Raw genomic sequence first — 20,795 nt, 5'->3', positions numbered from 1 at the left:
ATAGAGTTACGGCGGTAATAGCGGCAGGGAAACGCCCGGTCCCATCCCGAACCCGGAAGCTAAGCCTACCAGCGCCGATGATACTACCCTCACGGGTGGAAAAGTAGGACACCGCCGAACACCCTTTCAGAATCACCCCCCACCTCGCGTGGGGGGTGATTCTCTTTGTCGCGTATCGACGTTCGCGCGCCGAAGAAGAATTCGAGAAAGAAAGAATTCGAGGACGAATGCCGAATTCTTTCGAGAAATGCCGGGGCCATTGCCCATAGGTGCAGAGGCGAATGGGGCGCGATCGAGGTCGGTCCGCGACGCCGCCTCGCGGCGGCCGCACCGTGCGCAGGCCGTATCGTTTGCGCAAGCGAAGTAGGAAGGCATGACGTGGCCCAAGACAGGCAGGACGGCGGCTCGCGCCGGCCGCAGCGCCCGCAGGCGACCGGCGGTGGCCCGCGGCGGCATTCGCACGATGATCGCCGGGACGATCGTCGGGACGATCGCCGTGCCGGCCCCAGGGACGACCGGCGCGACGGCCCCAGGGACGACCGCCGTGACGACCGGCGCTCGGCGCCACGCGGATCCGGACCGGAGCGCGCGCGACGCGCCCAGCCGCAGGCGGCGTCCGCCCCACGCGAGGGTGCCGGACCCGTCATCCCCGCCAACGTGGAGGCCAAGCAGCTCGCGCCCGACGTTCGCGCCGAGTTGATGACGCTCGACAAGTCGACGGCAGACTACGTGGCCCGCCACCTGGTGGCCGCGGGCGACCTGCTGGAGGACGATCCCGAGGCGGCACTGGCGCATGCCAAGGCCGCCCGCGGTCGCGCGGCGCGCATCGCGGCCGTGCGCGAGGCCGTCGGGATCGCGGCGTATCACTGCGCAGACTGGGCTCAGGCGCTCGCCGAGCTGCGGGCAGCCCGCCGCATGGGGAGCAAGTCGCCGCTGTTGGCCGTCATCGCCGACTGCGAACGCGGCGTCGGCCGGCCCGAACGTGCCATCGAACTCGCCCGCACCCCGGAGGCCGAGCAGCTCACCGGCGACGACGCGGACGAGCTGCGGATCGTGACCGCAGGCGCACGGTCGGACCTGGGGCAGCACGAACAGGCGTTGGCGGTGCTGTCGACGCCGACGCTCGACAAGACCCGCACCGGGCAGACGGCGGCACGGCTGTTCTACGCCTACGCCGACACCCTGCTGACGCTGGGGCGCAGGGCCGAGGCCCTCGAGTGGTTCCTCCATGCGGCAGCCGCCGACGTCGAGGGCATCACCGACGCCGAAGAGCGCGTCACGGAGCTCAGCTGAGGTGAGCACGCTCCTGGACGGGCACGACTGCCTGTTGCTCGACCTCGACGGCACGGTGTTTCGTGGCCATGAGCCCACCGAGGGCGCGGTGGACGCGCTGGCCGGGCTGGACGCCCGCACCCTGTTCGTGACCAACAACGCCTCGCGGCGCGCCGGTGAGGTGGCCGAGCACCTGAGTGCGCTCGGCTTCGTCGCAACCGCCGACGACGTGGTGACCAGCGCGCAGAGCGCGGCCCGCCTGCTGGCGCAGCAGCTGGAGGCAGGCGCCCGCGTCCTGGTGGTCGGCACCGACGCCCTGGCGGCCGAGATCGCCGAGGTGGGCCTGCAGCCGGTACGCACCTTCGACGAGGACCCGGCCGCCGTGGTGCAGGGACATTCGCCGGCCACCGATTGGGCCGCGCTGGCCGAGGCGAGCCTGGCGATCCGCGCGGGTGCGGTGTGGGTGGCGGCCAACGTCGACCGCACGCTGCCGTCCGAGCGGGGCCTGCTTCCCGGCAACGGCTCGATGGTGGCGGCGTTGCGCGCCGCCACCGACGTCGAGCCCCAGATCGCAGGCAAGCCGCGGCCGACGCTGATGAACGACGCGTTGGCCCGCGGGGACTTCGCGGCTCCGCTGGTGGTCGGCGACCGGCTGGACACCGACATCGCGGGCGCCAATGCCACGGAGTTGCCGAGCCTGATGGTGCTCACCGGCGTCAGCACCGCCGCCGACATGGTGCGGGCGATCCCGCAGGAGCGGCCGACGTTCGTCGCGCCGGATCTGCGTTCGCTCACCGTGGTCGCCGCCGCGCTGCGCATCGGCGATCAGCCGCAGTGGCGGGTCGAGGTGCGGGCCGACGGGGTCGTGGTGCACTCGACCGGGGAACGAGCCGAGGCCGCCGCCGATGCCGCCGACGAGCTGTCGGTGGTGCGTGCGACGGCGGCGGCGCTGTGGGACTCCGACCTGGACGGTGCCGTCGCGACCATCGAGGCAGGCGACGACGCTGCCCGGGCGGCGCTGGAGCGCTGGGCGCTGCTGCGTCGGCCCCATCCGCTAGCGTGATCGTCGACATGAGTACCGACCCCGACGAGATCCGGTTGCAGATCGAGGCGTTGCTCGCCGACCTGCCCCAACCGGATGCCCCGGATGCCGACGTGGACGGTATCGCGGCTCGGCTCGAGGAGGCTCACGACCTGTTGGTCGGGGCTCTCGAGTCGGTCGAGCAGGGGCAGACGCGCGAGAGGTGACCCGACGTGACACGTCGTGCTCGGGTTGACGCCGAACTGGTTCGGCGGGGCCTGGCCCGGTCGCGGCAGCAGGCCGCGGAGTTGATCGGTGCGGGACGGGTGCAGATCGACGGCATGCCCGCCGCCAAGCCCGCCACGGCGGTGTCGGTGGACGCGCGGCTGACGGTGTCGGCGCAGGAGCGCACCTGGGTGTCCCGCGGCGCGTACAAGCTGATCGGCGCGTTGGACGCCTTCGCCGTCGACGTGGCCGAGCGCCGCTGCCTCGACGCGGGCGCGTCCACCGGCGGCTTCACCGAGGTGCTGCTGGACCGCGGCGCGGCGCAGGTGGTCGCCGCCGACGTCGGATACGGGCAGCTCGCGTGGTCGGTGCGTTCGGATCCCCGGGTGGTGGTGCTGGAGCGCACGAACGTGCGTTCGCTGACGCCGGAGGCCATCGGCGGCCTGGTCGACCTGGTGGTGGCCGACCTGTCGTTCATCTCGCTGGCGACGGTGCTGCCCGCGCTGACGTCGTGTGCCGGACCGGACGCCGATATCGTTCCCATGGTGAAGCCCCAGTTCGAGGTCGGCAAGGATCGGGTGGGCGCCGGTGGCGTGGTCTCGGATCCGGAGTTGCGCGTCGACGCGGTGCTCGGCGTCGCGCATCGCGCCGCCGACCTCGGGTGGCCTGCGGTCGCCGTGACGTCCAGCCCACTTCCCGGTCCGTCGGGCAACGTGGAGTACTTCCTTCGGCTGCGTGCGAGCGGGACCGAATCCCTCGGGGGTTCGGCGCTCGACGAGGCCGTCCGACGCGCCGTGGTGGAGGGCCCTCAGTGAATTCCGAACGAACAGTGCTCCTGGTCATGCACACCGGCCGCGCGGATGCCACCGATACGGCCCGCCGGGTCGAGAAGGTTTTGAGCGACAACGGCATTGCGCTGCGCGTGCTCGCCGCCGAGTCGGTGGATCGCAGCGCATCGCGCCCCGCGCCCGCCGACGTCCGGGACCTGGGCATGGACATCGAGGTGGTCGACGCCGACGAGCGCGCCGCCGAGGGGTGCGAGGTGGTGCTCGCCCTCGGCGGTGACGGCACGTTCCTGCGCGCGGCCGAACTCGCGCGCAACGTCGAGATCCCGGTGCTCGGGGTGAACCTGGGTCACATCGGCTTCCTGGCGGAGGCCGAGGCGGAGGCCATCGACACCGTCCTCGACGCCCTGGTCCATCGCGACTACCGCGTCGAGGAGCGGATGACGCTCGACATCGTGGTGCGCGTGGACGGTCGCGTCGTGCAGCGCGGCTGGGCGCTGAACGAGGCCAGCCTGGAGAAGGGGTCGCGGCTGGGCGTGCTCAACGTGGTGCTCGAGGTCGACGGTCGGCCGGTCTCGACGTTCGGGTGCGACGGGGTGCTGGTGTCGACGCCCACCGGTTCGACGGCGTACGCGTTCTCGGCGGGTGGGCCCATCCTGTGGCCGGACATCGAGTCGATCCTGGTGGTGCCCAACAATGCGCACGCGCTGTTCGCGCGCCCCATGGTGACCAGCCCGGACGCCGCCATCGCCATCGAGGTGGAGGCGGGTGAGCACGCGGCCACGGTGTTCTGCGACGGGCGCCGCGAGATGACCGTGCCCGCCGGCGGCCGGTTGGAGGTGACCCGCTGCGGCACCCCGCTGAAGTGGATCCGGTTGGACAGCGCGCCGTTCACCGACCGGCTGGTGCGCAAGTTCCGGCTGCCCGTGACGGGATGGCGCGGTCCCTAGTGCTGTCGGAGATCAGGATCCAGGCGCTCGGCGCCATCAATGCGGCGACCGCCGAGTTCGACCGCGGGCTGACGGTGCTCACCGGTGAGACCGGCATGGGCAAGACCATGGTCGTCACGGGGCTGCATCTGCTGGGTGGCGCGCGGGCCGACGCGACGCGGGTGCGCACGGGTGCCGACCGGGCCGTCGTGGAGGGGCGGTTCACCACCGACGACGTGGGGGCCGCCACCGAGGCCCGCGTCGACGAGCTGCTGGAGTCCTCGGGCGCCGAGCGCGACGACGACGGCAGCGTCATCGCCGCGAGGTCGGTGAGCCGCGAGGGTCCGTCGCGGGCCTATCTCGGTGGCCGCAGCGTGCCGGCGAAGTCGCTGGGCACGTTCACCGCGGAGCTGCTGGCCCTGCACGGGCAGAACGATCAGCTGCGCTTGATGCGGGCCGACCAGCAGCTGGCGGCGCTGGACCGCTACGTCGACGTGGAGGCAGCGCTGGCGCGTTACCGCGATCATCGCGAGCAGTGGCTGACGGCGCGCCGGGACCTGGCCGATCGGCGTCGGCGGGCCAGGGAGCTGGCGCTGGAGTCCGATCGGCTGCGGTTCGGCATCGACGAGATCGCGAACGTGGCACCCGAGCCCGGTGAGGACGAGTCCTTGGTCGCCGACATCCGGCGACTGTCCGAACTCGACGCGCTGCGCGATGCCGCGGTGTCGGCGCGGGCGGCACTGTCGGGTGATCTCGACGATCCGACGCCCGATGCGGTGTCGGCCGTCGACGCCATCGGGCAGGCGAAGGCGGCGCTGGCGGGCACCGACGACGCCGCGCTGCAGGCGCTGGCCACACGCCTGACCGAGGCGCTGGCGGTGGTGGGCGACGTGTCGACCGAACTCAGCGACTTCATGACCGAATTGCCCAGTGATGCCAGCGCGTTGGAGACCAAGCTGGCGCGCCAGGCCGAGTTGCGCGGCCTCACCCGGAAGTACGCCGCCGACGTCGACGGCGTGCTGGCGTGGGCCGCGGACGCCGAGTCCCGGCTGGCCGCACTGGACGTCTCCGAGGACACGCTGAACGCGCTGGCCGCGCGCGTCGAGGAGTTGGAGGCGGCCGTGGTGCAGGCGGCGACGGTCGTCAGCAAGGCCAGGACCAAGGCGGCGAAGTCGCTGGCGAAGGCCGTGACGGCCGAACTGGCCGGTCTGGCGATGGCGGGCGCGGGGTTCGACATCGCGGTGTCGCCCATGCCGGCGCGGGCCGACGACGGCGCGCCGGTGCGGTTGCCGGACGGGTCGGTGGTGCACGCCGGCCGCGACGGCGTCGACGACGTGGAGTTCGGGTTCCGGCCGCATTCGGGATCCGATCCGCTGCCGTTGGCCAAGAGCGCCTCCGGTGGCGAGCTGTCGCGGGTGATGCTGGCGCTGGAGGTCGTGCTGGCGGCGTCCGCAGAGGGCACGACGATGGTCTTCGACGAGGTCGATGCCGGCGTCGGTGGCCGTGCGGCGGTGCAGATCGGCAAGCGGTTGGCGCGGTTGGCGCGTACCCATCAGGTGATCGTGGTGACGCACCTGCCGCAGGTGGCCGCGTACGCCGACGCGCACCTGATTGTCGACAGCGCCGGCGGCCGGGGGAAGTCGAGCGAGGTGCGCCGGCTCGACGACGAGGAGCGGGTGGCCGAACTGGCCCGCATGTTGGCCGGGTTGGGGGAGTCCGACAGCGGCCGGGCGCACGCCCGCGAACTGCTCGAGGCCGCACGGGCAGAGGTGGCCCAGCACGCGTAGGCGGGTGCGTCACCCGGGTATGTCGCCGTGGTACGGATGTGACGTTTGGGAACTACTGAGGCGGATGTTACGGCGCGCCTCCACCTCAACTTGAGGGTTAGTGGACAGAATCGCCGACATGAAGATGTCAGCGCTGCTTTCCCGTAACGCCGGTCCGCGACCCGGTGTGTCAGGTACCGCCCGCGTCGACCGCGACATGGATCGGCTGCTGCGCCGCATCGGTCCCGGTGACATCGTCGTCATCGACGCCCTGGACCTCGACCGCATCACCGCCGACGCCTTCGTCGACGCCCAGGTGGCCGCGGTGGTCAACGCCTCGCCGTCGATCTCCGGCCGGTATCCCAACCTCGGCCCCGAGGTCCTGGTGGCCAACGGCATCGTGCTCATCGACGAGACCGGGCCCGACATCTTCAAGAAGGTCAAGGACGGCGCGAAGATCCGCCTGCACGACGGCGGCGTGTACACCGGCGACCGGCGCATCGGGCTGGGCCACGAGCGCACCGACCTCGAGATCCACGACCTCATGCTGGAGGCCAAGTCGGGGCTGGTCGCGCACCTCGAGGCGTTCGCGGGCAACACGATCGAGTTCATCCGCAGCGAGAGCCCGCTGCTGATCGACGGCATGGGCATCCCGGACATCGACGTCGACCTGCACCGCAGGCACGTCGTCGTGGTGGCGGAGGGGGCGTACGCCGCGGACGACCTCAAGGCGCTCAAGCCGTTCATCAAGGAGTACCAGCCGGTGCTCGTCGGCGTCGGTGCCGGCGCCGACGTGCTGCGCAAGGCCGGTTACCGGCCCGCGCTCATCGTCGGCGACCCGGACGCGATGAGCGTCGAGGTGCTGCGCTCGGGCGCTCAGGTGGTGCTGCCCGCCGACGCCGACGGCCACGCCAAGGGCCTCGAACGCATCCAGGACCTGGGCGTGGGGGCCATGACGTTCCCGGCCGCCGGATCGGCCGCCGACCTCGCGCTGCTGCTGTGCGATCACCACGGCGCGTCGCTGATCGTGACGGCCGGGCACACCGCCAGCATCGAGGAGTTCTTCGACCGCACCCGCCAGCACAGCAATCCGTCGACGTTCCTGACGCGGCTCAAGGTGGGCGAGAAGCTGGTCGACGCCAAGGCCGTCGCGACGCTGTACCGCAGCCGCATCTCCGGTGGCGCCATCGCGCTGCTGGTGCTGGCGGTACTGGTGGCCGTGATCGCCGCGCTGTGGGTGTCGCGCGCGGACGCGACGGTGCTGCAGTGGGTCTCGGAGTACTGGAATCAGTTCTCGCTCTGGGTTCAGAGCCTGGTGACCTAGGAGCCGTTCGGTGATCTCCCTTCGCACGCATGCGATCTCCCTCGCAGCGGTGTTCCTGGCACTCGCCATCGGCGTGATGCTGGGCTCCGGGCTGCTGTCCAGCACCTTGCTGTCGGGGTTGCGCGACGACAAGCACGAGTTGCAGAACCAGATCGACGACCTCACCGACGAGCGCAACGGCCTCAACGAGAAGCTGAGCGCCGCAGGTGAATTCGATGCGCAGATGGCACCGCGCATCTTGCGCGAGGCGTTGAAGGGGCGTTCGGTGGTGGTCTTCCGGACTCCCGACGCCGCCAACGACGACGTCGACGCCGTGTCACGCTACGTCGCCGCCGCCGGCGGCACGCTGACCGGCACCATCGCGCTCACCCAGCAGTTCGTCGACGCCAACTCGGCCGAGAAGCTGCTGTCGGTGGTGAACTCGCCCATCGTGCCCGCGGGCCGCCAGCTCAGCACCAAGTCGGTGGACCAGGGGTCACAGGCCGGTGACCTGCTGGGCCTGACCCTGCTGCGCGATCGCGATCCCGCCGCGCCCGCCGTCGACGACGCCCAGCGCGACACCGTGCTGGCCACGCTGCGCGACACCGGGTTCCTCACCTACGGTGATCAACGTCTCGGCATCGCCGACACCGCGCTGATCGTCACCGGCGGGGCGCTGCCCGAGGACGCGGGCAACCAGGGCGCCACCGTCGCCCGGCTGGCCTCCGGCCTGGCCGCGCACGGCATGGGCACCGTGGTGGCCGGCCGCGACGGATCGGGTTCCGGCACCGCCTCGGTGGCGGTGATCAGGTCCGATCCCAGCCTGTCCGGTGCGGTGAGCACGGTCGACGACGTCGAAGGCCAGGCGGGCCGCATCACCGCGGTGCTGGGGCTGGCCGACCTCGCGGGTGGCGGCAGGCCCGGGCAGTACGGCACGGGTCAGGGTGCGACGGCCGTCACCATTCCGCAGTAGCTCGTCTCGGCGCGTCAGCGACGGCGCGCCCGCGTCGGTGTTAAGGTGAGATTCCGTGGGTCGGCAGGCCCCGACCCGGGCTCCAGCCCGGCAAAACAAGACCTGCCCCTGTGCCACGGAGGTCGTCTTTGCCATCACTACGCAAGCACCCGCAGACCGCTACCAAGCATCTCTTCGTCAGCGGGGGTGTGGCGTCGTCACTGGGCAAGGGGCTGACCGCCAGCAGCCTCGGACAACTCCTCATCGCGCGTGGCCTGTCGGTCACGATGCAGAAGCTCGACCCCTACCTCAACGTCGACCCCGGGACCATGAACCCGTTCCAGCACGGCGAGGTGTTCGTCACCGAGGACGGGGCCGAGACCGACCTCGACGTCGGCCACTACGAGCGCTTCCTGGATCGCAACCTGTCCGGATCGGCGAATGTCACCACCGGGCAGGTGTATTCGTCGGTGATCGCCAAGGAACGCCGGGGCGAGTACCTCGGCGACACCGTGCAGGTGATCCCGCACATCACCGACGAGATCAAGCGCCGCATCCTGGAGATGGGTCGCCCGGACGCCGACGGCAAGCGCCCCGACGTGGTGATCACCGAGATCGGCGGCACCGTCGGCGACATCGAGTCGCTGCCGTTCCTCGAGGCGGCCCGGCAGGTGCGTCACGAGGTCGGCCGCGACAACTGCTTCTTCCTGCACGTCTCGCTGGTGCCCTACCTGGCGCCGTCGGGTGAGCTGAAGACCAAGCCCACCCAGCACTCCGTGGCGGCCCTGCGCAGCATCGGCATCTCACCCGATGCCCTGATCCTGCGCTGCGACCGCGACGTGCCCGAACCGCTGAAGAACAAGATCGCGCTGATGTGCGATGTGGACGTCGACGGCGTGATCTCCACGCCCGACGCGCCGTCGATCTATGACATCCCGAAGGTGCTGCACCGCGAGGAACTCGACGCCTACGTGGTGCGGCGGTTGAACCTGCCGTTCCGCGACGTCGACTGGACGCAGTGGAACGACCTGCTGCGGCGAGTCCACGAGCCGCACGAGACCGTGCGAATCGCGTTGGTGGGCAAGTACATCGACCTGTCCGACGCCTACCTGTCGGTGGCCGAGGCGTTGCGGGCGGGCGGGTTTGCCCACCACGCCAAGGTCGAGATCCGCTGGGTGGCCTCCGACGACTGCGAGACCGACGCGGGGGCGGTCGCGGCCCTGTCCGACGTGCACGGCGTCCTGATCCCCGGCGGGTTCGGCATCCGGGGCATCGAGGGCAAGCTCGGCGCCATCGGCTACGCCCGCAAGCACGGCGTCCCCGTGCTTGGGCTGTGCCTGGGCCTGCAGTGCATCGTGATCGAGGCCGCGCGGTCGGTGGGGCTCACCGAGGCCAGCTCCGCCGAGTTCGACCCCGACACCCCGGATCCCGTGATCGCCACGATGGCCGACCAGGAGCACATCGTCGCCGGGGAGGCCGACCTGGGCGGCACCATGCGTCTGGGTGCGTATCCGGCGGTGCTGCAACCGGATTCGCTGGTGGCGCGGGCCTACGGGGCCACCGAGGTGTCCGAGCGGCACCGCCATCGCTACGAGGTGAACAACGCCTACCGCGACCGGATCGCCGAGAGCGGGCTGCGGTTCTCGGGCACCTCGCCCGACGGGCACCTGGTCGAGTTCGTCGAGTACGACGCCGACGTGCACCCGTTCCTCGTCGGCACCCAGGCGCACCCGGAACTCAAGAGCCGCCCCACCCGGCCGCACCCGCTGTTCGCCGCGTTCGTCGGTGCCGCGCTGGACTACAAGGCGGCCGAACGGCTTCCGATGGAGTTGTCCGACGAACGGCACCGAGAAGACGCCCGATCCCGTGAGACCGCGGACCAGCTCGAGTCCGCCCACCGTGGCTGAGGCGCACGACTTCGCGACGGTCGACAGCGAGACGCTCTACGTCGGCAAGATCTTCGCGCTGCGCGCCGACGAGGTGCGGATGCCCGGCGGGGGGACCGCACGCCGCGAGGTGGTGGAGCACTACGGCGCCGTCGGCATCGTCGCGCTCGACGACGACCGCAACGTCGTGATGGTCTACCAGTACCGCCACCCGGTGGGGCGGCGCCTGTGGGAGCTGCCCGCGGGACTGCTGGACATGGGTGACGAGGCGCCGCACCTGACGGCGGCCCGCGAACTGCAGGAGGAGGCGGGTCTGGCCGCGCAGACCTGGCAGGTCCTGGTCGACGTCGTCTCCGCACCCGGTTTCAGCGACGAGGGCGTGCGGATCTTCCTCGCCACCGGACTGTCCGATGCCGCCCGGCCCCACGCACACGACGAGGAGGCCGACCTCGAGGTCCACCGCGTCCCGCTCGACGAGGCGGTGCGCATGGTGCTGGCCGGTGACGTGGTGAACTCCCTGGCGGTGGCGGGCATCCTCGCGGCGGCCGCCGCCGACCACACGACGCTGCGCCCCGTCGACGCCCCCTGGAACGACCGCCCGACGGCATTCCGGGCCCGACGGTCGTGACCCAGGAGTCGGGGGTGCGGGTGCGCCTGGACGACCAGGTGCAGGGATACCTGGACCACCTGACCATCGAGCGGGGCGTCGCCGCGAACACGCTCAGTTCCTACCGGCGCGACCTCCGGCGCTACGTCGAGCACCTCACCGGACGCGGGGTCACCGACCTGCGCGCCGTCACCGAGGGCGACGTCAGCGACTTCCTGGTCGCCCTGCGTCGGGGTGATGCCGACGCCGGGGTGGCCGCGCTGTCCGCGGTGTCCGCGGCGCGGGCCGTCATCGCCGTGCGGGGGCTGCACCGCTTCGCCGCCGCCGAAGGGCTCACCGACGTCGACGTGGCGCGCGAGGTGAAGCCACCGACCCCCAGCAGGCGGCTGCCCAAGAGCCTGTCGGTCGACGACGTGGCCGCGCTGCTCGACGGCGCGGGCGGTGACGATGCCGCCGACGGACCGCTGACGCTGCGCAATCGGGCCCTGCTCGAGGTGCTGTACTCGACGGGCGCCCGGATCTCCGAGGCGGTCGGCCTGGACGTCGACGACGTCGACGCCCAGGCCCGGTCGGTGCTGCTGCGCGGCAAGGGCGGCAAGCAGCGCCTGGTGCCCGTCGGCCGGCCTGCGGTGCAGGCGCTCGACGCCTACCTGGTGCGGGGCAGGCCCGACCTGGCCCGCCGCGGCAAGGGCACGCCCGCGGTGTTCCTCAACGCCCGCGGTGGCCGCCTGTCGCGGCAGAGTGCCTGGCAGGTGCTGCAGGACGCCGCCGAGCGCGCCGGGATCTCGGCCACGGTGTCCCCGCACACGCTGCGCCACTCCTTTGCCACCCACCTGCTGGAAGGCGGCGCCGACGTGCGCGTCGTGCAGGAGCTGCTGGGTCACGCATCGGTGACCACCACCCAGATCTACACGCTGGTGACCGTGAGCGCGCTGCGCGAGGTGTGGGCCGGTGCGCACCCCCGCGCCCACTAGCCCCCGGGCGCGGCAGGCTGGCCAGCGGGTCTGCCGTTCTGCGGGCCACCGCGCCGTTAGACTCAACCGGATGTCCGCCACGCCCGAGGAACGCCTGAGAGGCCATGGTCGCGTCATGACGCTCCGACGGGCCGCCCGTGTCTGACTCGCCCCTGCCCGGCTCCCACGTGGCCGACTCGACCGCGCATCCCTCCGACGCGCCCACCGACGGGGTGGGCCTGACGGGTCGACCGGCCCGCGCGATCCCCGAGCCGGCACCGCGCGCCACCCACGGCCCGGCGATCGTCATCGCCATGTGCAACCAGAAGGGCGGCGTCGGCAAGACCACGTCGACCATCAACCTGGGGGCCAGCCTGGCCGAATACGGCCGGCGCGTGCTGCTGGTCGACCTGGATCCACAGGGCGCGCTCTCGGCGGGTCTCGGCGTGCCGCACTACGAACTCGACCACACCGTCTACAACCTGCTGGTGGAGCCGCGGGTGTCGGTGGACGAGGTGATCGTCAAGACCCGGGTGAAGAACCTGGACCTGGTGCCCAGCAACATCGACCTGTCGGCCGCCGAGATCCAGCTGGTCAACGAGGTGGGCCGGGAGCAGTCGCTGGCCAGGGCGCTGCACCCGGTGCTCGACCGCTACGACTACGTGCTCATCGACTGCCAGCCGTCGCTGGGCCTGCTCACCGTCAACGGCCTGGCGTGTGCGGACGGCGTCGTGATCCCCACCGAGTGCGAGTACTTCTCGCTGCGCGGGCTGGCGTTGCTGACCGACACCGTCGACAAGGTGCACGACCGGCTGAACCCGCGACTGTCCATCAGCGGCATCCTGGTGACCCGATACGACCCGCGCACGGTCAACGCGCGGGAGGTCATGGCGCGGGTGGTGGAGCGCTTCGGCGATCTGGTGTTCGACACCGTCATCACGCGGACCGTGCGTTTCCCCGAGACCAGCGTCGCCGGTGAACCCATCACCACGTGGGCGCCCAAATCGGCTGGCGCACAGGCATATCGGGCTTTGGCGCGTGAGGTCATCCACCGGTTCGGCGCGTGAGCACCCAGACCGAGTCGGCCATCGACCCGCGGTCGGGGTTCAAGGTCCGGCTGGCCAACTTCGAGGGGCCCTTCGACCTGCTGCTGCAGTTGATCTTCGCGCATCGCCTCGACGTCACCGAGGTGGCGCTGCACCAGGTCACCGACGACTTCATCGCCTACACCAAGGAGATCGGTCCACAGCTCGAACTCGACGAGACCACGGCGTTCCTGGTGGTCGCCGCCACGCTGCTCGACCTGAAGGCAGCGCGGTTGCTGCCCGCCGGCGACGTGCACGACGAGGAGGACCTCGCGCTGCTGGAGGTGCGCGACCTGCTGTTCGCGCGGTTGCTGCAGTACCGCGCGTTCAAGCACGTCGCGGAGATGTTCGCCGAACTCGAGGCGGCGGCCATGCGCAGCTATCCGCGGGCGGTGGCCCTGGAGGACCGGTTCGCCGGCCTGCTGCCCGAGGTGATGCTGGGCGTGGACGCCCAGAGCTTCGCCACCATCGCCGCGGCCGCGTTCACCCCGCGACCGGTGCCCACCGTCGGGACCGACCACCTGCACGTGCAGGCGGTGTCGGTGCCCGAACAGGCCAAACGCCTCATGGCGTTGCTGGAGCGCCGCGGGGTGGGGCAGTGGGCCACGTTCACCGACCTGGTCGCCGACTGCGCGGGCGGACTGGAGATCGTGGGCCGCTTCCTCGCGCTACTCGAGCTCTACCGCGCCCAGGCGGTAACATTCGAACAACCCGAACCGCTTGGAGTGCTGCAGATTTCGTGGACCGGCAACCGGCCCACCAACGAGCATCTGGCAGCGGCGGTGGAAGAAGACGCATGACCGACCACACCGATCACCCCGACCACACCGATCACGTCGCCGCCGGCGTCGATGCGACGGCCGACGCCGACGACGATCTCGATGCGACGGCCGACGCCGCCGCCGATCTCGATGCGACGGCCGACGCCGCCGCTGGGATGACCGACGCCGAACTCGACGCGACCCTGGAGGCGTTGCTGCTCGTGGTCGACACCCCCGCGTCGGTCGACGTGCTGGCATCGGTGCTGGATGAGTCGGGCGAGCGCATCGCAGGGCGGCTGGAACGGCTCGCCCGGGAGTACGCCGACCGCGACAGCGGCATCGACCTGCGGGAGGCCGGCGGGGGCTGGCGGATGTACACGCGCGCCAAGTACGCCCCTTACGTCGAGCGGCTGCTGCTCGACGGGGCGCGGACCAAGCTGACGCGCGCGGCGTTGGAGACCTTGGCGGTGATCGCGTACCGTCAGCCGGTCACCCGGGCGCGCGTCAGCGCGGTGCGCGGCGTCAATGTCGACGCCGTGATTCGCACCCTGGTGGCACGAGGACTGATCACCGAGGCCGGCGTCGACGCCGACTCCGGCGCCGTCACGTTCGCCACCACGGAACTCTTCCTGGAGCGGCTGGGCTTGACGTCACTGGCCGATCTCCCCGACATCGCACCGCTGCTGCCGGACGTCGACGTGATCGACGACCTCACCGAAACCCTGGGCGACGAACCGCGTTTCGCCAAGCTGGGGGGCCGCCCGACGTCTGGTGACGCGCCGGTGGCCTTCGACGTGGACAAGGACTGACATGGCTTACGACGACGATGACGCCGAGACCGAGGGCGTACGGCTGCAGAAGGTGCTGTCCCAGGCAGGGGTGGCCTCGCGACGCGTCGCCGAGCGCATGATCATCGACGGCCGGGTCGAGGTCGACGGCCGCATCGTCACCGAACTGGGCACCCGGGTGAACCCCGACACGGCGGTGATCCGCGTCGACGGCGCACGCGTCATGGTGGACGACGACCTGGTGCACTACGCGCTGAACAAACCGCGCGGCATGCAGTCCACGATGTCCGACGACCGCGGCCGGCCGTGCATCGGCGACATCGTGGAGCACCGGGTGCGCGGCAACGCCAAACTGTTCCACGTGGGCCGCCTCGACGCCGACACCGAGGGCCTGATGATCCTGACCAACGACGGCGAGCTGGCGCACCGGTTGATGCACCCGTCGTTCGAGGTGCCCAAGACGTACGTGGCGACGGTCCTCGGTGCGGTGCCGCGCGGGCTGGGCAAGAAGTTGCGCGGCGGAATCGAGTTGGACGACGGCCCGGTGCACATCGACGACTTCGCCGTGGTCGGCGCGGTGCCCGGCAAGTCGATGGTGAAGGTGACGCTGCACGAGGGGCGCAAGCACATCGTGCGCCGACTGCTGGCCGATGTCGGCTTCCCCGTGCAGGAGCTGGTGCGCACCGAGATCGGCTCGGTGGTCCTCGGTGAGCAGCGCCCGGGCAGCCTGCGGCCGTTGACCAGCAAGGAGATCGGCGAACTGTACAAGGCGGTGGGGCTGTGATCGAGGTGACCGTCGCGATCGACGGGCCCGCAGGCACCGGAAAGTCTTCGGTGGCAAGGGGTTTGGCCCGCACGCTGGGTGCCCGCTACCTCGATACCGGCGCGATGTACCGCATCGTGACGCTGGCGGTGCTGCGCTCCGGCGTCGACCCGGCCGACGCGCACGCCGTGGCCGCGGTCGTCGGCGACGTCGACCTGGCCGTGGGCTTCGACCCCGACGTCGACCGCTCCTACCTCTCGGGCGAGGACGTCTCGGCCGAGATCCGCGGCGACCGGGTCACGAAGGCCGTGTCCGCGGTGTCGGCGGTACCCGCGGTGCGCGCGCAGCTGGTCGCCCGGCAGCGCGAGCTGGCCGACGGTCCCGGCAGCGTCGTCGTCGAGGGCCGCGACATCGGCACCGTGGTGTTGCCCGACGCGCAGGTGAAGGTGTACCTCACCGCGTCGGCCGAGGAGCGGGCCCGCCGGCGCACCGAACAGAACCGCGCAGGCGGCCTGCCCGCCGACTACGACGCGGTGCTGGCCGACGTGCGCCGCCGCGACCACCTGGATTCGACGCGCGCGGTGTCGCCGCTGCGGGCCGCCGACGACGCCATCGTGGTCGACTCCAGTGACATGACCGAGGAGCAGGTGGTGGACCACCTGCGCACCCTCGTCGAGCAACGAGCAGGAGTACGGCAGTGAGCGAATCCGACGGCACCTGGGTCGACGAGGGGGACTGGGAGGTCGTCGGCGAGGAGTTCGCCGACGACCTGGAGGAGGACTACGCGCCGCCGCCGGTGGTGGCCGTCGTCGGCCGTCCCAACGTCGGCAAGTCCACGCTGGTCAACCGCATCCTCGGCAGGCGCGAGGCCGTGGTGCAGGACGTCCCCGGTGTCACCCGTGACCGGGTGTCCTACGACGCGAACTGGCTGGGCAGGCGGTTCGTCGTGCAGGACACCGGCGGTTGGGAACCCGACGCCAAGGGGCTGCAGCAGCTGGTCGCCGAGCAGGCCACCGTCGCCATGCGCACCGCCGACGCCATCATCTTCGTCGTCGACGCCGTGGTGGGCGCCACCACCGCCGACGAGGCCGCCGCCAAGCGCCTGCAGCGGTCCGGCAAGCCGGTGTTCCTGGCGGCCAACAAGGTGGACAGTGAACGCGTCGAGGCCGAGGCGGCCGCGCTGTGGTCGCTGGGGCTCGGGCAGCCGCACTCGGTGAGCGCGATGCACGGCCGCGGCGTCGCCGACCTGCTCGACGAGGTGCTGGGCGCGCTGCCCGAGGTCTCCGAGGTCGCCGGTGGCGGCGGCGGGGGACCGCGCCGGGTGGCGCTGGTCGGCAAGCCCAACGTCGGCAAGAGTTCGCTGCTGAACCGGCTGGCCGGCGACGAACGGTCGGTGGTGCACGACATGGCGGGTACCACCGTCGACCCCGTCGACTCGCTGATCGAGATGGACGGCAAGCCGTGGCGCTTCGTCGACACCGCGGGCCTGCGGCGCAAGGTCGGCCAGGCCAGCGGCCACGAGTTCTACGCCTCGGTGCGCACCCGCGGTGCCATCGACGCCGCCGAGGTGGTGATCGTGTTGGTCGACGCCTCGCAGCCGCTCACCGAGCAGGATCAGCGCATCCTGTCGATGGTGATCGAAGCCGGGCGTGCCGTCGTACTCGCCTTCAACAAATGGGACCTGGTCGACGAGGATCGCCGCTACCTGTTGGACCGCGAGATCGACCTGGACCTGGCCCAGCTGCCGTGGGCGCCGCGGGTGAACATCTCGGCCAAGACGGGTCGCGCCGTGCAGAAGCTCGGTCCGGTGCTGGAGCGGGCGCTGGAGTCGTGGGACACCCGCATCTCCACGGGTCGGCTCAACACGTTCCTCAAGGAGGTCGTGGCCGCCACGCCGCCGCCGGTGCGCGGCGGCAAGCAGCCCAGGATCCTGTTCGCCACGCAGGCCACGGCGCGGCCGCCGACGTTCGTGCTGTTCACGACGGGATTCCTCGAGGCGGGGTACCGGCGGTTCCTGGAGCGCAAGCTGCGGGAGGCGTTCGGCTTCGAGGGCAGCCCGGTGCGGATCAACGTGCGGGTCCGGGAGAAGCGGTCCGCGCGGCGCTGAGTATGCTGGTCGGAACGTCGAGTCGAAGGGAGCGGCCGGTGGCGGAACTCGCCTATCGCACCGCACCGTCCTCGGCGTTCGCGCTGGAGCCGTTCTGGCCCTCCCGGCGCCTGATGGCCTTCGACGAATGGTGTCGTACGCGTTAGCCCTACGCGTCCTTGACCACTTCGGCAGCCGACGGCTGCCGCTTCGTCGGAAGTCACCGAACCCATGCGTTCGCTCATCATCTTCGCCCTGGTCGGGGTAGGCGCCCAACTCGTCGACGGCGCGCTCGGCATGGCGTTCGGCGTCACCGCGTCGACGCTGCTGGTGCTCAGCGGCGTGGCCGCCGCGCAGGCCAGCGCCGCCGTCCACCTCGCCGAGGTGGGCACCACGCTGGCGTCGGGGCTGTCGCACTGGCGGTTCAAGAACATCGACTGGCGGCTGGTGGCGAAGCTGGGTCTGCCCGGTGCCGTCGGCGCCTTCCTGGGCGCCACGGTGCTGTCGTCGCTGTCCACCGAGAACGCCACCCCGCTCATGGCGGCGATCCTGCTGGGCATCGGCGTCTACGTGGCGTTGCGCTTCTCGCTGCGCACGCCGCTGACGTTCGGCGGGGGCAACGGCACCCGGCACGGCGCCAAGTTCCTGGTGCCGCTGGGTCTGTTCGGCGGTTTCATCGACGCCTCCGGCGGCGGGGGCTGGGGTCCGGTGACCACCAGCACGCTGTTGTCGCAGGGCAAGACCGCGCCGCGCACCGTGATCGGCTCGGTGAGCGCCTCGGAGTTCCTGGTCGCGGTGTCCGCATCGCTGGGCTTCCTGGTGGGGTTGCGCGACGAGTTCCTGGACAACCTGCCGATCGTGCTGGCGCTGGCGGTCGGCGGCGTGGTCGCCGCACCGTTCGCCGCCTGGTTGGTGAGCCGTGTCAGCCCCGCGCTGCTGGGTACCGGGGTCGGTGGCGTCATCGTGCTCACGAACGCGCAGAAGCTGTTGAAGTACTTCGGCGTCGAGGGACCGTGGTCGACGGCGATCTACGTGACGATCGCGGTGGCGTGGGCCGCGCTGGTGCTCGCGGCATGGCGGGCGACGCGCGCGCCGAGACACGTGCCCGACGAGCTGAAGCCCGCCGCCTCCGAGGACGTGGCGGACCGGACGCGCTGACGGGCCGGCGTCGGCGACCGGCTAACGTGTGATCAGTGCCCGTCGTCGACATGATCCTCATCGCCCTGGCGGGCGTCGGGGCCGGAGCCATCAACGCGGTCGTCGGATCCGGCACGCTCATCACGTTTCCCACGCTCGTCGCGCTCGGCTATCCGCCCGTGACGGCGACGATGTCCAATGCCGTGGGCCTGGTGGCCGGCGGCATCTCCGGCACGTGGGGCTATCGCCGCGAACTCTCGGGTCAGTGGTCGCGGCTGCGGTGGCAGATCCCCGGCTCGCTGCTGGGCGCCGTCGGCGGCGCGTGGTTGCTCCTGCACCTGCCGGAGAAGGTGTTCATCGCCGTCGTGCCGGTGCTGCTGATCCTGGCGCTGATCCTGGTGGTGATCGGCCCGCGGATTCAGGCGTGGGCGCGCCGCCGTTCCGAGGCGGCGGGCCGCGCCGCCGACCACGTGTCCCGGGGCCGCATGGCGACCTTGGTGTTCGGCACGTTCGTCGTCGGCATCTACGGCGGCTACTTCACGGCGGCGCAGGGCATCCTGCTGGTCGCGGTGATGGGGGCGCTGCTGCCCGAGGACATGCAGCGCATGAACGCCGCGAAGAACCTGCTGGCGTTGCTGGTGAACGTGGTGGCGGCGTCGGCGTACATCCTGGTGGCGTTCGACCGGATCAGTTGGCTGGCTGCGGGGCTCATCGCGGCGGGCTCGCTGATCGGCGGCGTCCTCGGCGCGCACTACGGGCGCAAGCTGTCACCCAACGTGCTGCGCGCGGTGATCGTGGTCGTCGGGCTGATCGGTCTGTACCGGTTGGTGACGGTCTAGGCCCCGCCAGAACACCCCGCCAGAACACCCCGCCTAGAACACCCCGCTTGGAACACCCTGCCTAGAACTCGGTGCGGTGCGCCTCCTGCTCCAGGACGGCGTCCAGGTCGGACAGCCGGTTCATCGACGCCACCGAACGCTGCGTGCGGTTGTTGCGTGCCAGGCGATCCCGGTGGCGGTGCACGAAGGCCCAGTAGCCCGCCGTGAACGGGCACGCGTCGTCGCCCAGGCGCTTCTTGGGGTCGTACGCGCAGTCGCCGCAGTGGTTGCTCATCTTGTTGACGTAGGCGCCGCCCGAGGCGTAGGGCTTGGTGGCGAGCAGGCCGCCGTCGGCGTGCTGGCTCATCCCGACCACGTTGGTGGGCATGACCCAGCGGAAGCCGTCGACGAAGGCGGTGGCGAACCAGTCGGTGAGGTCGTCGGGGCGGTAGCCGCGCTGCAGGGCGTGGTTGCCCAGGACCATGAGGCGCTGGATGTGATGGGCCCAGCCGCGGTCGCGGACGCCTTCGAGCGCGGTCCGCAGACACAGTGCGGTGACGGCGTCGGCGTCCAAGTCGGCCCACCAGTCCGGCAGGCGGGTGCGTGCGGCCAGTTCGTTGCGCTCGGTGTAGTCCGGGCCGAAGTGCCAGTAGAGGTGCCACATGTATTCGCGCCAGCCGAGGATCTGGCGGATGAAGCCCTCGACGGCCGACAACGGGGCGCCGTCCTCCCGGTAGGCGCGTTCGGCGGCGTGCACGGCGTCCAGGGGGTGCAGTACGCCGAGGTTGAGGGGCACCGACAGCAGGGAGTGCGACATCGCCCAGTCGTCGGTCATGATGGCGTCCTCGTAGCGGCCGAACGTGTCGAGGCGGTGGGCGATGAAGCGGTCCAGGGCCCGCTTGGCCTCGGCGGGGGTGACGGCGAACAGGCGGGGCCCGTCGGCTCCGACGGTGTCGAGGTCCATGGCGTCGAGGTCGTGACGCACCCGTTCGTCGACGTCGTCTTCGCGGGGACGGTAGGGCTTGGGTGCCTCGAGGGTGGCCTGCTTCTTGGGCGGGGACTCGCGGTTGTCCTCGTCGAAGTTCCACCGCTTGCCGACGGGATCCTTGCCCTCCATCAGCACGTCGAAGCGTCGTCGCTGGTCGCGGTAGAAGTCCTCCATGCGGAACTTCGTGCGCTCGCCGGCCCACTCCTGGAAGTCCTTGCGGGGCAACGCGAACGTCGGTGTGGGCAGCACGTCCTCGACCAGACCCCGCTCCTTGAGCCGGTGCACGAACGCCTCGGCGGCGTGGGAGGTGGGTTCGAAGACCAGCACCTTGCGCTTGAACTGCCTCAGCGCGCCGACGTAGGTGTCGGTCTGGATCAGGGTGGCGCGATCGCCGAGGTCCTCCTTGGCGTGCCGCAACGCCGACAGCACCAGGTGCACCTTCTGGCGGTGGTAGCGCCGCTTGCGGAGGGCGCTTTCGGCCTCGACGAGCAGCACCTCGCGGTGGGCGTGCTCGCCGCCGTGGGTGGCGGGGCCGAGTTGGTCGGCGAAGAGCCACAGGGGAGTGTCGTCGTGGGCCACGCCGTTGCCATACCCACTTTGGGCGGGCGCCGAGACGACGGAAGATGACGTTTCCGGGTCGGAATCCGGCACCTTCCGTCGTCTCGGCGCG

Annotated in this window: 20 protein-coding genes and 1 rRNA gene; 20 read left to right on the top strand and 1 reads right to left on the bottom strand. The window is 71.1% G+C overall.

Translation table 11 applies throughout. The features are described from left to right. The first annotated feature begins 7 nt into the window (after nt 1-7). From rrf to AC30CM_RS22745, 20 genes are all read left to right on the top strand, one after another. A 5S ribosomal RNA gene (rrf, locus tag AC30CM_RS22840) occupies nt 8-120 on the top strand. Nucleotides 121-378: 258 nt separating this feature from the next. Continuing rightward, nucleotides 379-1,293: a tetratricopeptide repeat protein gene (locus tag AC30CM_RS22835; protein WP_490119194.1), complete on the top strand. Its 915-nt coding sequence runs from the start codon at nt 379-381 to the stop codon at nt 1,291-1,293. Nucleotide 1,294: 1 nt separating this feature from the next. Next, nucleotides 1,295-2,335 carry an HAD-IIA family hydrolase gene (locus tag AC30CM_RS22830; protein WP_490119193.1) on the top strand — a complete coding sequence of 347 codons (1,041 nt, stop codon included), beginning with the start codon at nt 1,295-1,297 and terminating at the stop codon, nt 2,333-2,335. 8 nt (nt 2,336-2,343) lie between these two features. Further along, nucleotides 2,344-2,520, top strand: a complete 177-nt coding sequence (locus tag AC30CM_RS22825) for a hypothetical protein (protein ID WP_490119192.1) — start codon at nt 2,344-2,346, stop codon at nt 2,518-2,520. Between the two features lie 6 nt (nt 2,521-2,526). Further along, on the top strand, nt 2,527-3,333 hold the full coding sequence (locus AC30CM_RS22820) for a TlyA family RNA methyltransferase (protein ID WP_490119191.1): 807 nt from the start codon (nt 2,527-2,529) through the stop codon (nt 3,331-3,333). Between the two features lie 26 nt (nt 3,334-3,359). After that, nucleotides 3,360-4,253, top strand: coding sequence for an NAD kinase (locus AC30CM_RS22815; protein WP_490119200.1), 894 nt, complete (start codon nt 3,360-3,362; stop codon nt 4,251-4,253). Further along, nucleotides 4,253-6,019, top strand: a complete 1,767-nt coding sequence (recN, locus tag AC30CM_RS22810) for a DNA repair protein RecN (protein ID WP_490119199.1) — start codon at nt 4,253-4,255, stop codon at nt 6,017-6,019. Before AC30CM_RS22815 ends, recN begins: the two co-directional genes overlap by 1 nt. 118 nt (nt 6,020-6,137) lie before the next feature. Further along, nucleotides 6,138-7,322, top strand: coding sequence for a putative cytokinetic ring protein SteA (steA, locus tag AC30CM_RS22805; protein ID WP_490119190.1), 1,185 nt, complete (start codon nt 6,138-6,140; stop codon nt 7,320-7,322). Between the two features lie 10 nt (nt 7,323-7,332). After that, nucleotides 7,333-8,274 carry a copper transporter gene (locus AC30CM_RS22800; protein ID WP_490119189.1) on the top strand — a complete coding sequence of 314 codons (942 nt, stop codon included), beginning with the start codon at nt 7,333-7,335 and terminating at the stop codon, nt 8,272-8,274. 128 nt (nt 8,275-8,402) lie between these two features. Beyond that, nucleotides 8,403-10,160: a CTP synthase gene (gene pyrG, locus AC30CM_RS22795; protein ID WP_490119188.1), complete on the top strand. Its 1,758-nt coding sequence runs from the start codon at nt 8,403-8,405 to the stop codon at nt 10,158-10,160. Continuing rightward, entirely contained in the window at nt 10,153-10,767 is a 615-nt protein-coding gene (locus AC30CM_RS22790) for an NUDIX domain-containing protein (RefSeq protein WP_490119187.1), read from the top strand. The genes pyrG and AC30CM_RS22790 overlap by 8 nt, the downstream gene beginning before the upstream one ends. Before the next feature lie 20 nt (nt 10,768-10,787). Next, nucleotides 10,788-11,720 (top strand): site-specific tyrosine recombinase XerD, encoded by a 933-nt coding sequence (xerD, locus tag AC30CM_RS22785; protein WP_490119198.1) that lies wholly within the window; start codon nt 10,788-10,790, stop codon nt 11,718-11,720. A 167-nt stretch (nt 11,721-11,887) separates the two neighbouring features. Further along, on the top strand, nt 11,888-12,766 hold the full coding sequence (locus AC30CM_RS22780; protein WP_490119197.1) for a ParA family protein: 879 nt from the start codon (nt 11,888-11,890) through the stop codon (nt 12,764-12,766). Continuing rightward, complete coding sequence (locus AC30CM_RS22775) at nt 12,763-13,584, top strand: segregation/condensation protein A (protein WP_490119186.1); 822 nt, start codon at nt 12,763-12,765, stop codon at nt 13,582-13,584. Before AC30CM_RS22780 ends, AC30CM_RS22775 begins: the two co-directional genes overlap by 4 nt. Then, complete coding sequence (gene scpB / locus AC30CM_RS22770) at nt 13,581-14,354, top strand: SMC-Scp complex subunit ScpB (RefSeq protein ID WP_490119185.1); 774 nt, start codon at nt 13,581-13,583, stop codon at nt 14,352-14,354. Before AC30CM_RS22775 ends, scpB begins: the two co-directional genes overlap by 4 nt. A gap of 1 nt (nt 14,355) precedes the next feature. Next, a complete protein-coding gene (locus AC30CM_RS22765; protein ID WP_490119184.1) occupies nt 14,356-15,117 on the top strand; it encodes a pseudouridine synthase in 762 nt (253 codons plus the stop codon). Beyond that, nucleotides 15,117-15,797: a (d)CMP kinase gene (cmk, locus tag AC30CM_RS22760; protein WP_490119196.1), complete on the top strand. Its 681-nt coding sequence runs from the start codon at nt 15,117-15,119 to the stop codon at nt 15,795-15,797. Before AC30CM_RS22765 ends, cmk begins: the two co-directional genes overlap by 1 nt. Further along, the gene (gene der, locus AC30CM_RS22755; RefSeq protein WP_490119183.1) at nt 15,794-17,203 is read left to right on the top strand and encodes a ribosome biogenesis GTPase Der; all 1,410 of its coding nucleotides are present in this window, start codon (nt 15,794-15,796) and stop codon (nt 17,201-17,203) included. The genes cmk and der overlap by 4 nt, the downstream gene beginning before the upstream one ends. 210 nt (nt 17,204-17,413) lie before the next feature. Next, nucleotides 17,414-18,340, top strand: coding sequence for a sulfite exporter TauE/SafE family protein (locus tag AC30CM_RS22750; RefSeq protein WP_490119182.1), 927 nt, complete (start codon nt 17,414-17,416; stop codon nt 18,338-18,340). A 50-nt stretch (nt 18,341-18,390) separates the two neighbouring features. Then, complete coding sequence (locus AC30CM_RS22745) at nt 18,391-19,158, top strand: sulfite exporter TauE/SafE family protein (protein ID WP_490119195.1); 768 nt, start codon at nt 18,391-18,393, stop codon at nt 19,156-19,158. A gap of 61 nt (nt 19,159-19,219) precedes the next feature. Here AC30CM_RS22745 and AC30CM_RS22740 read toward each other — a convergent pair whose 3' ends face one another. After that, entirely contained in the window at nt 19,220-20,704 is a 1,485-nt protein-coding gene (locus AC30CM_RS22740) for a cryptochrome/photolyase family protein (RefSeq protein WP_490119181.1), read from the bottom strand. Nucleotides 20,705-20,795: the final 91 nt, after the last annotated feature.

The sequence above is a fragment of the Mycobacterium sp. DHQP2018-32-09 genome (genome assembly GCF_058148405.1).
This window is presented reverse-complemented; position numbering and strand designations above follow the sequence as displayed.

Bases quoted from the DNA above. Each gene is read 5' to 3' on its own strand.
- AC30CM_RS22825 (WP_490119192.1), top strand. From the start codon at position 2,344: ATGAGTACCGACCCCGACGAGATCCGGTTGCAGATCGAGGCGTTGCTC.
- AC30CM_RS22815 (WP_490119200.1), top strand. From the start codon at position 3,360: ATGCACACCGGCCGCGCGGATGCCACCGATACGGCCCGCCGGGTCGAG.
- steA (WP_490119190.1), top strand. From the start codon at position 6,138: ATGAAGATGTCAGCGCTGCTTTCCCGTAACGCCGGTCCGCGACCCGGT.
- scpB (WP_490119185.1), top strand. From the start codon at position 13,581: ATGACCGACCACACCGATCACCCCGACCACACCGATCACGTCGCCGCC.
- AC30CM_RS22765 (WP_490119184.1), top strand. From the start codon at position 14,356: ATGGCTTACGACGACGATGACGCCGAGACCGAGGGCGTACGGCTGCAG.
- AC30CM_RS22750 (WP_490119182.1), top strand. From the start codon at position 17,414: ATGCGTTCGCTCATCATCTTCGCCCTGGTCGGGGTAGGCGCCCAACTC.
- AC30CM_RS22745 (WP_490119195.1), top strand. From the start codon at position 18,391: ATGATCCTCATCGCCCTGGCGGGCGTCGGGGCCGGAGCCATCAACGCG.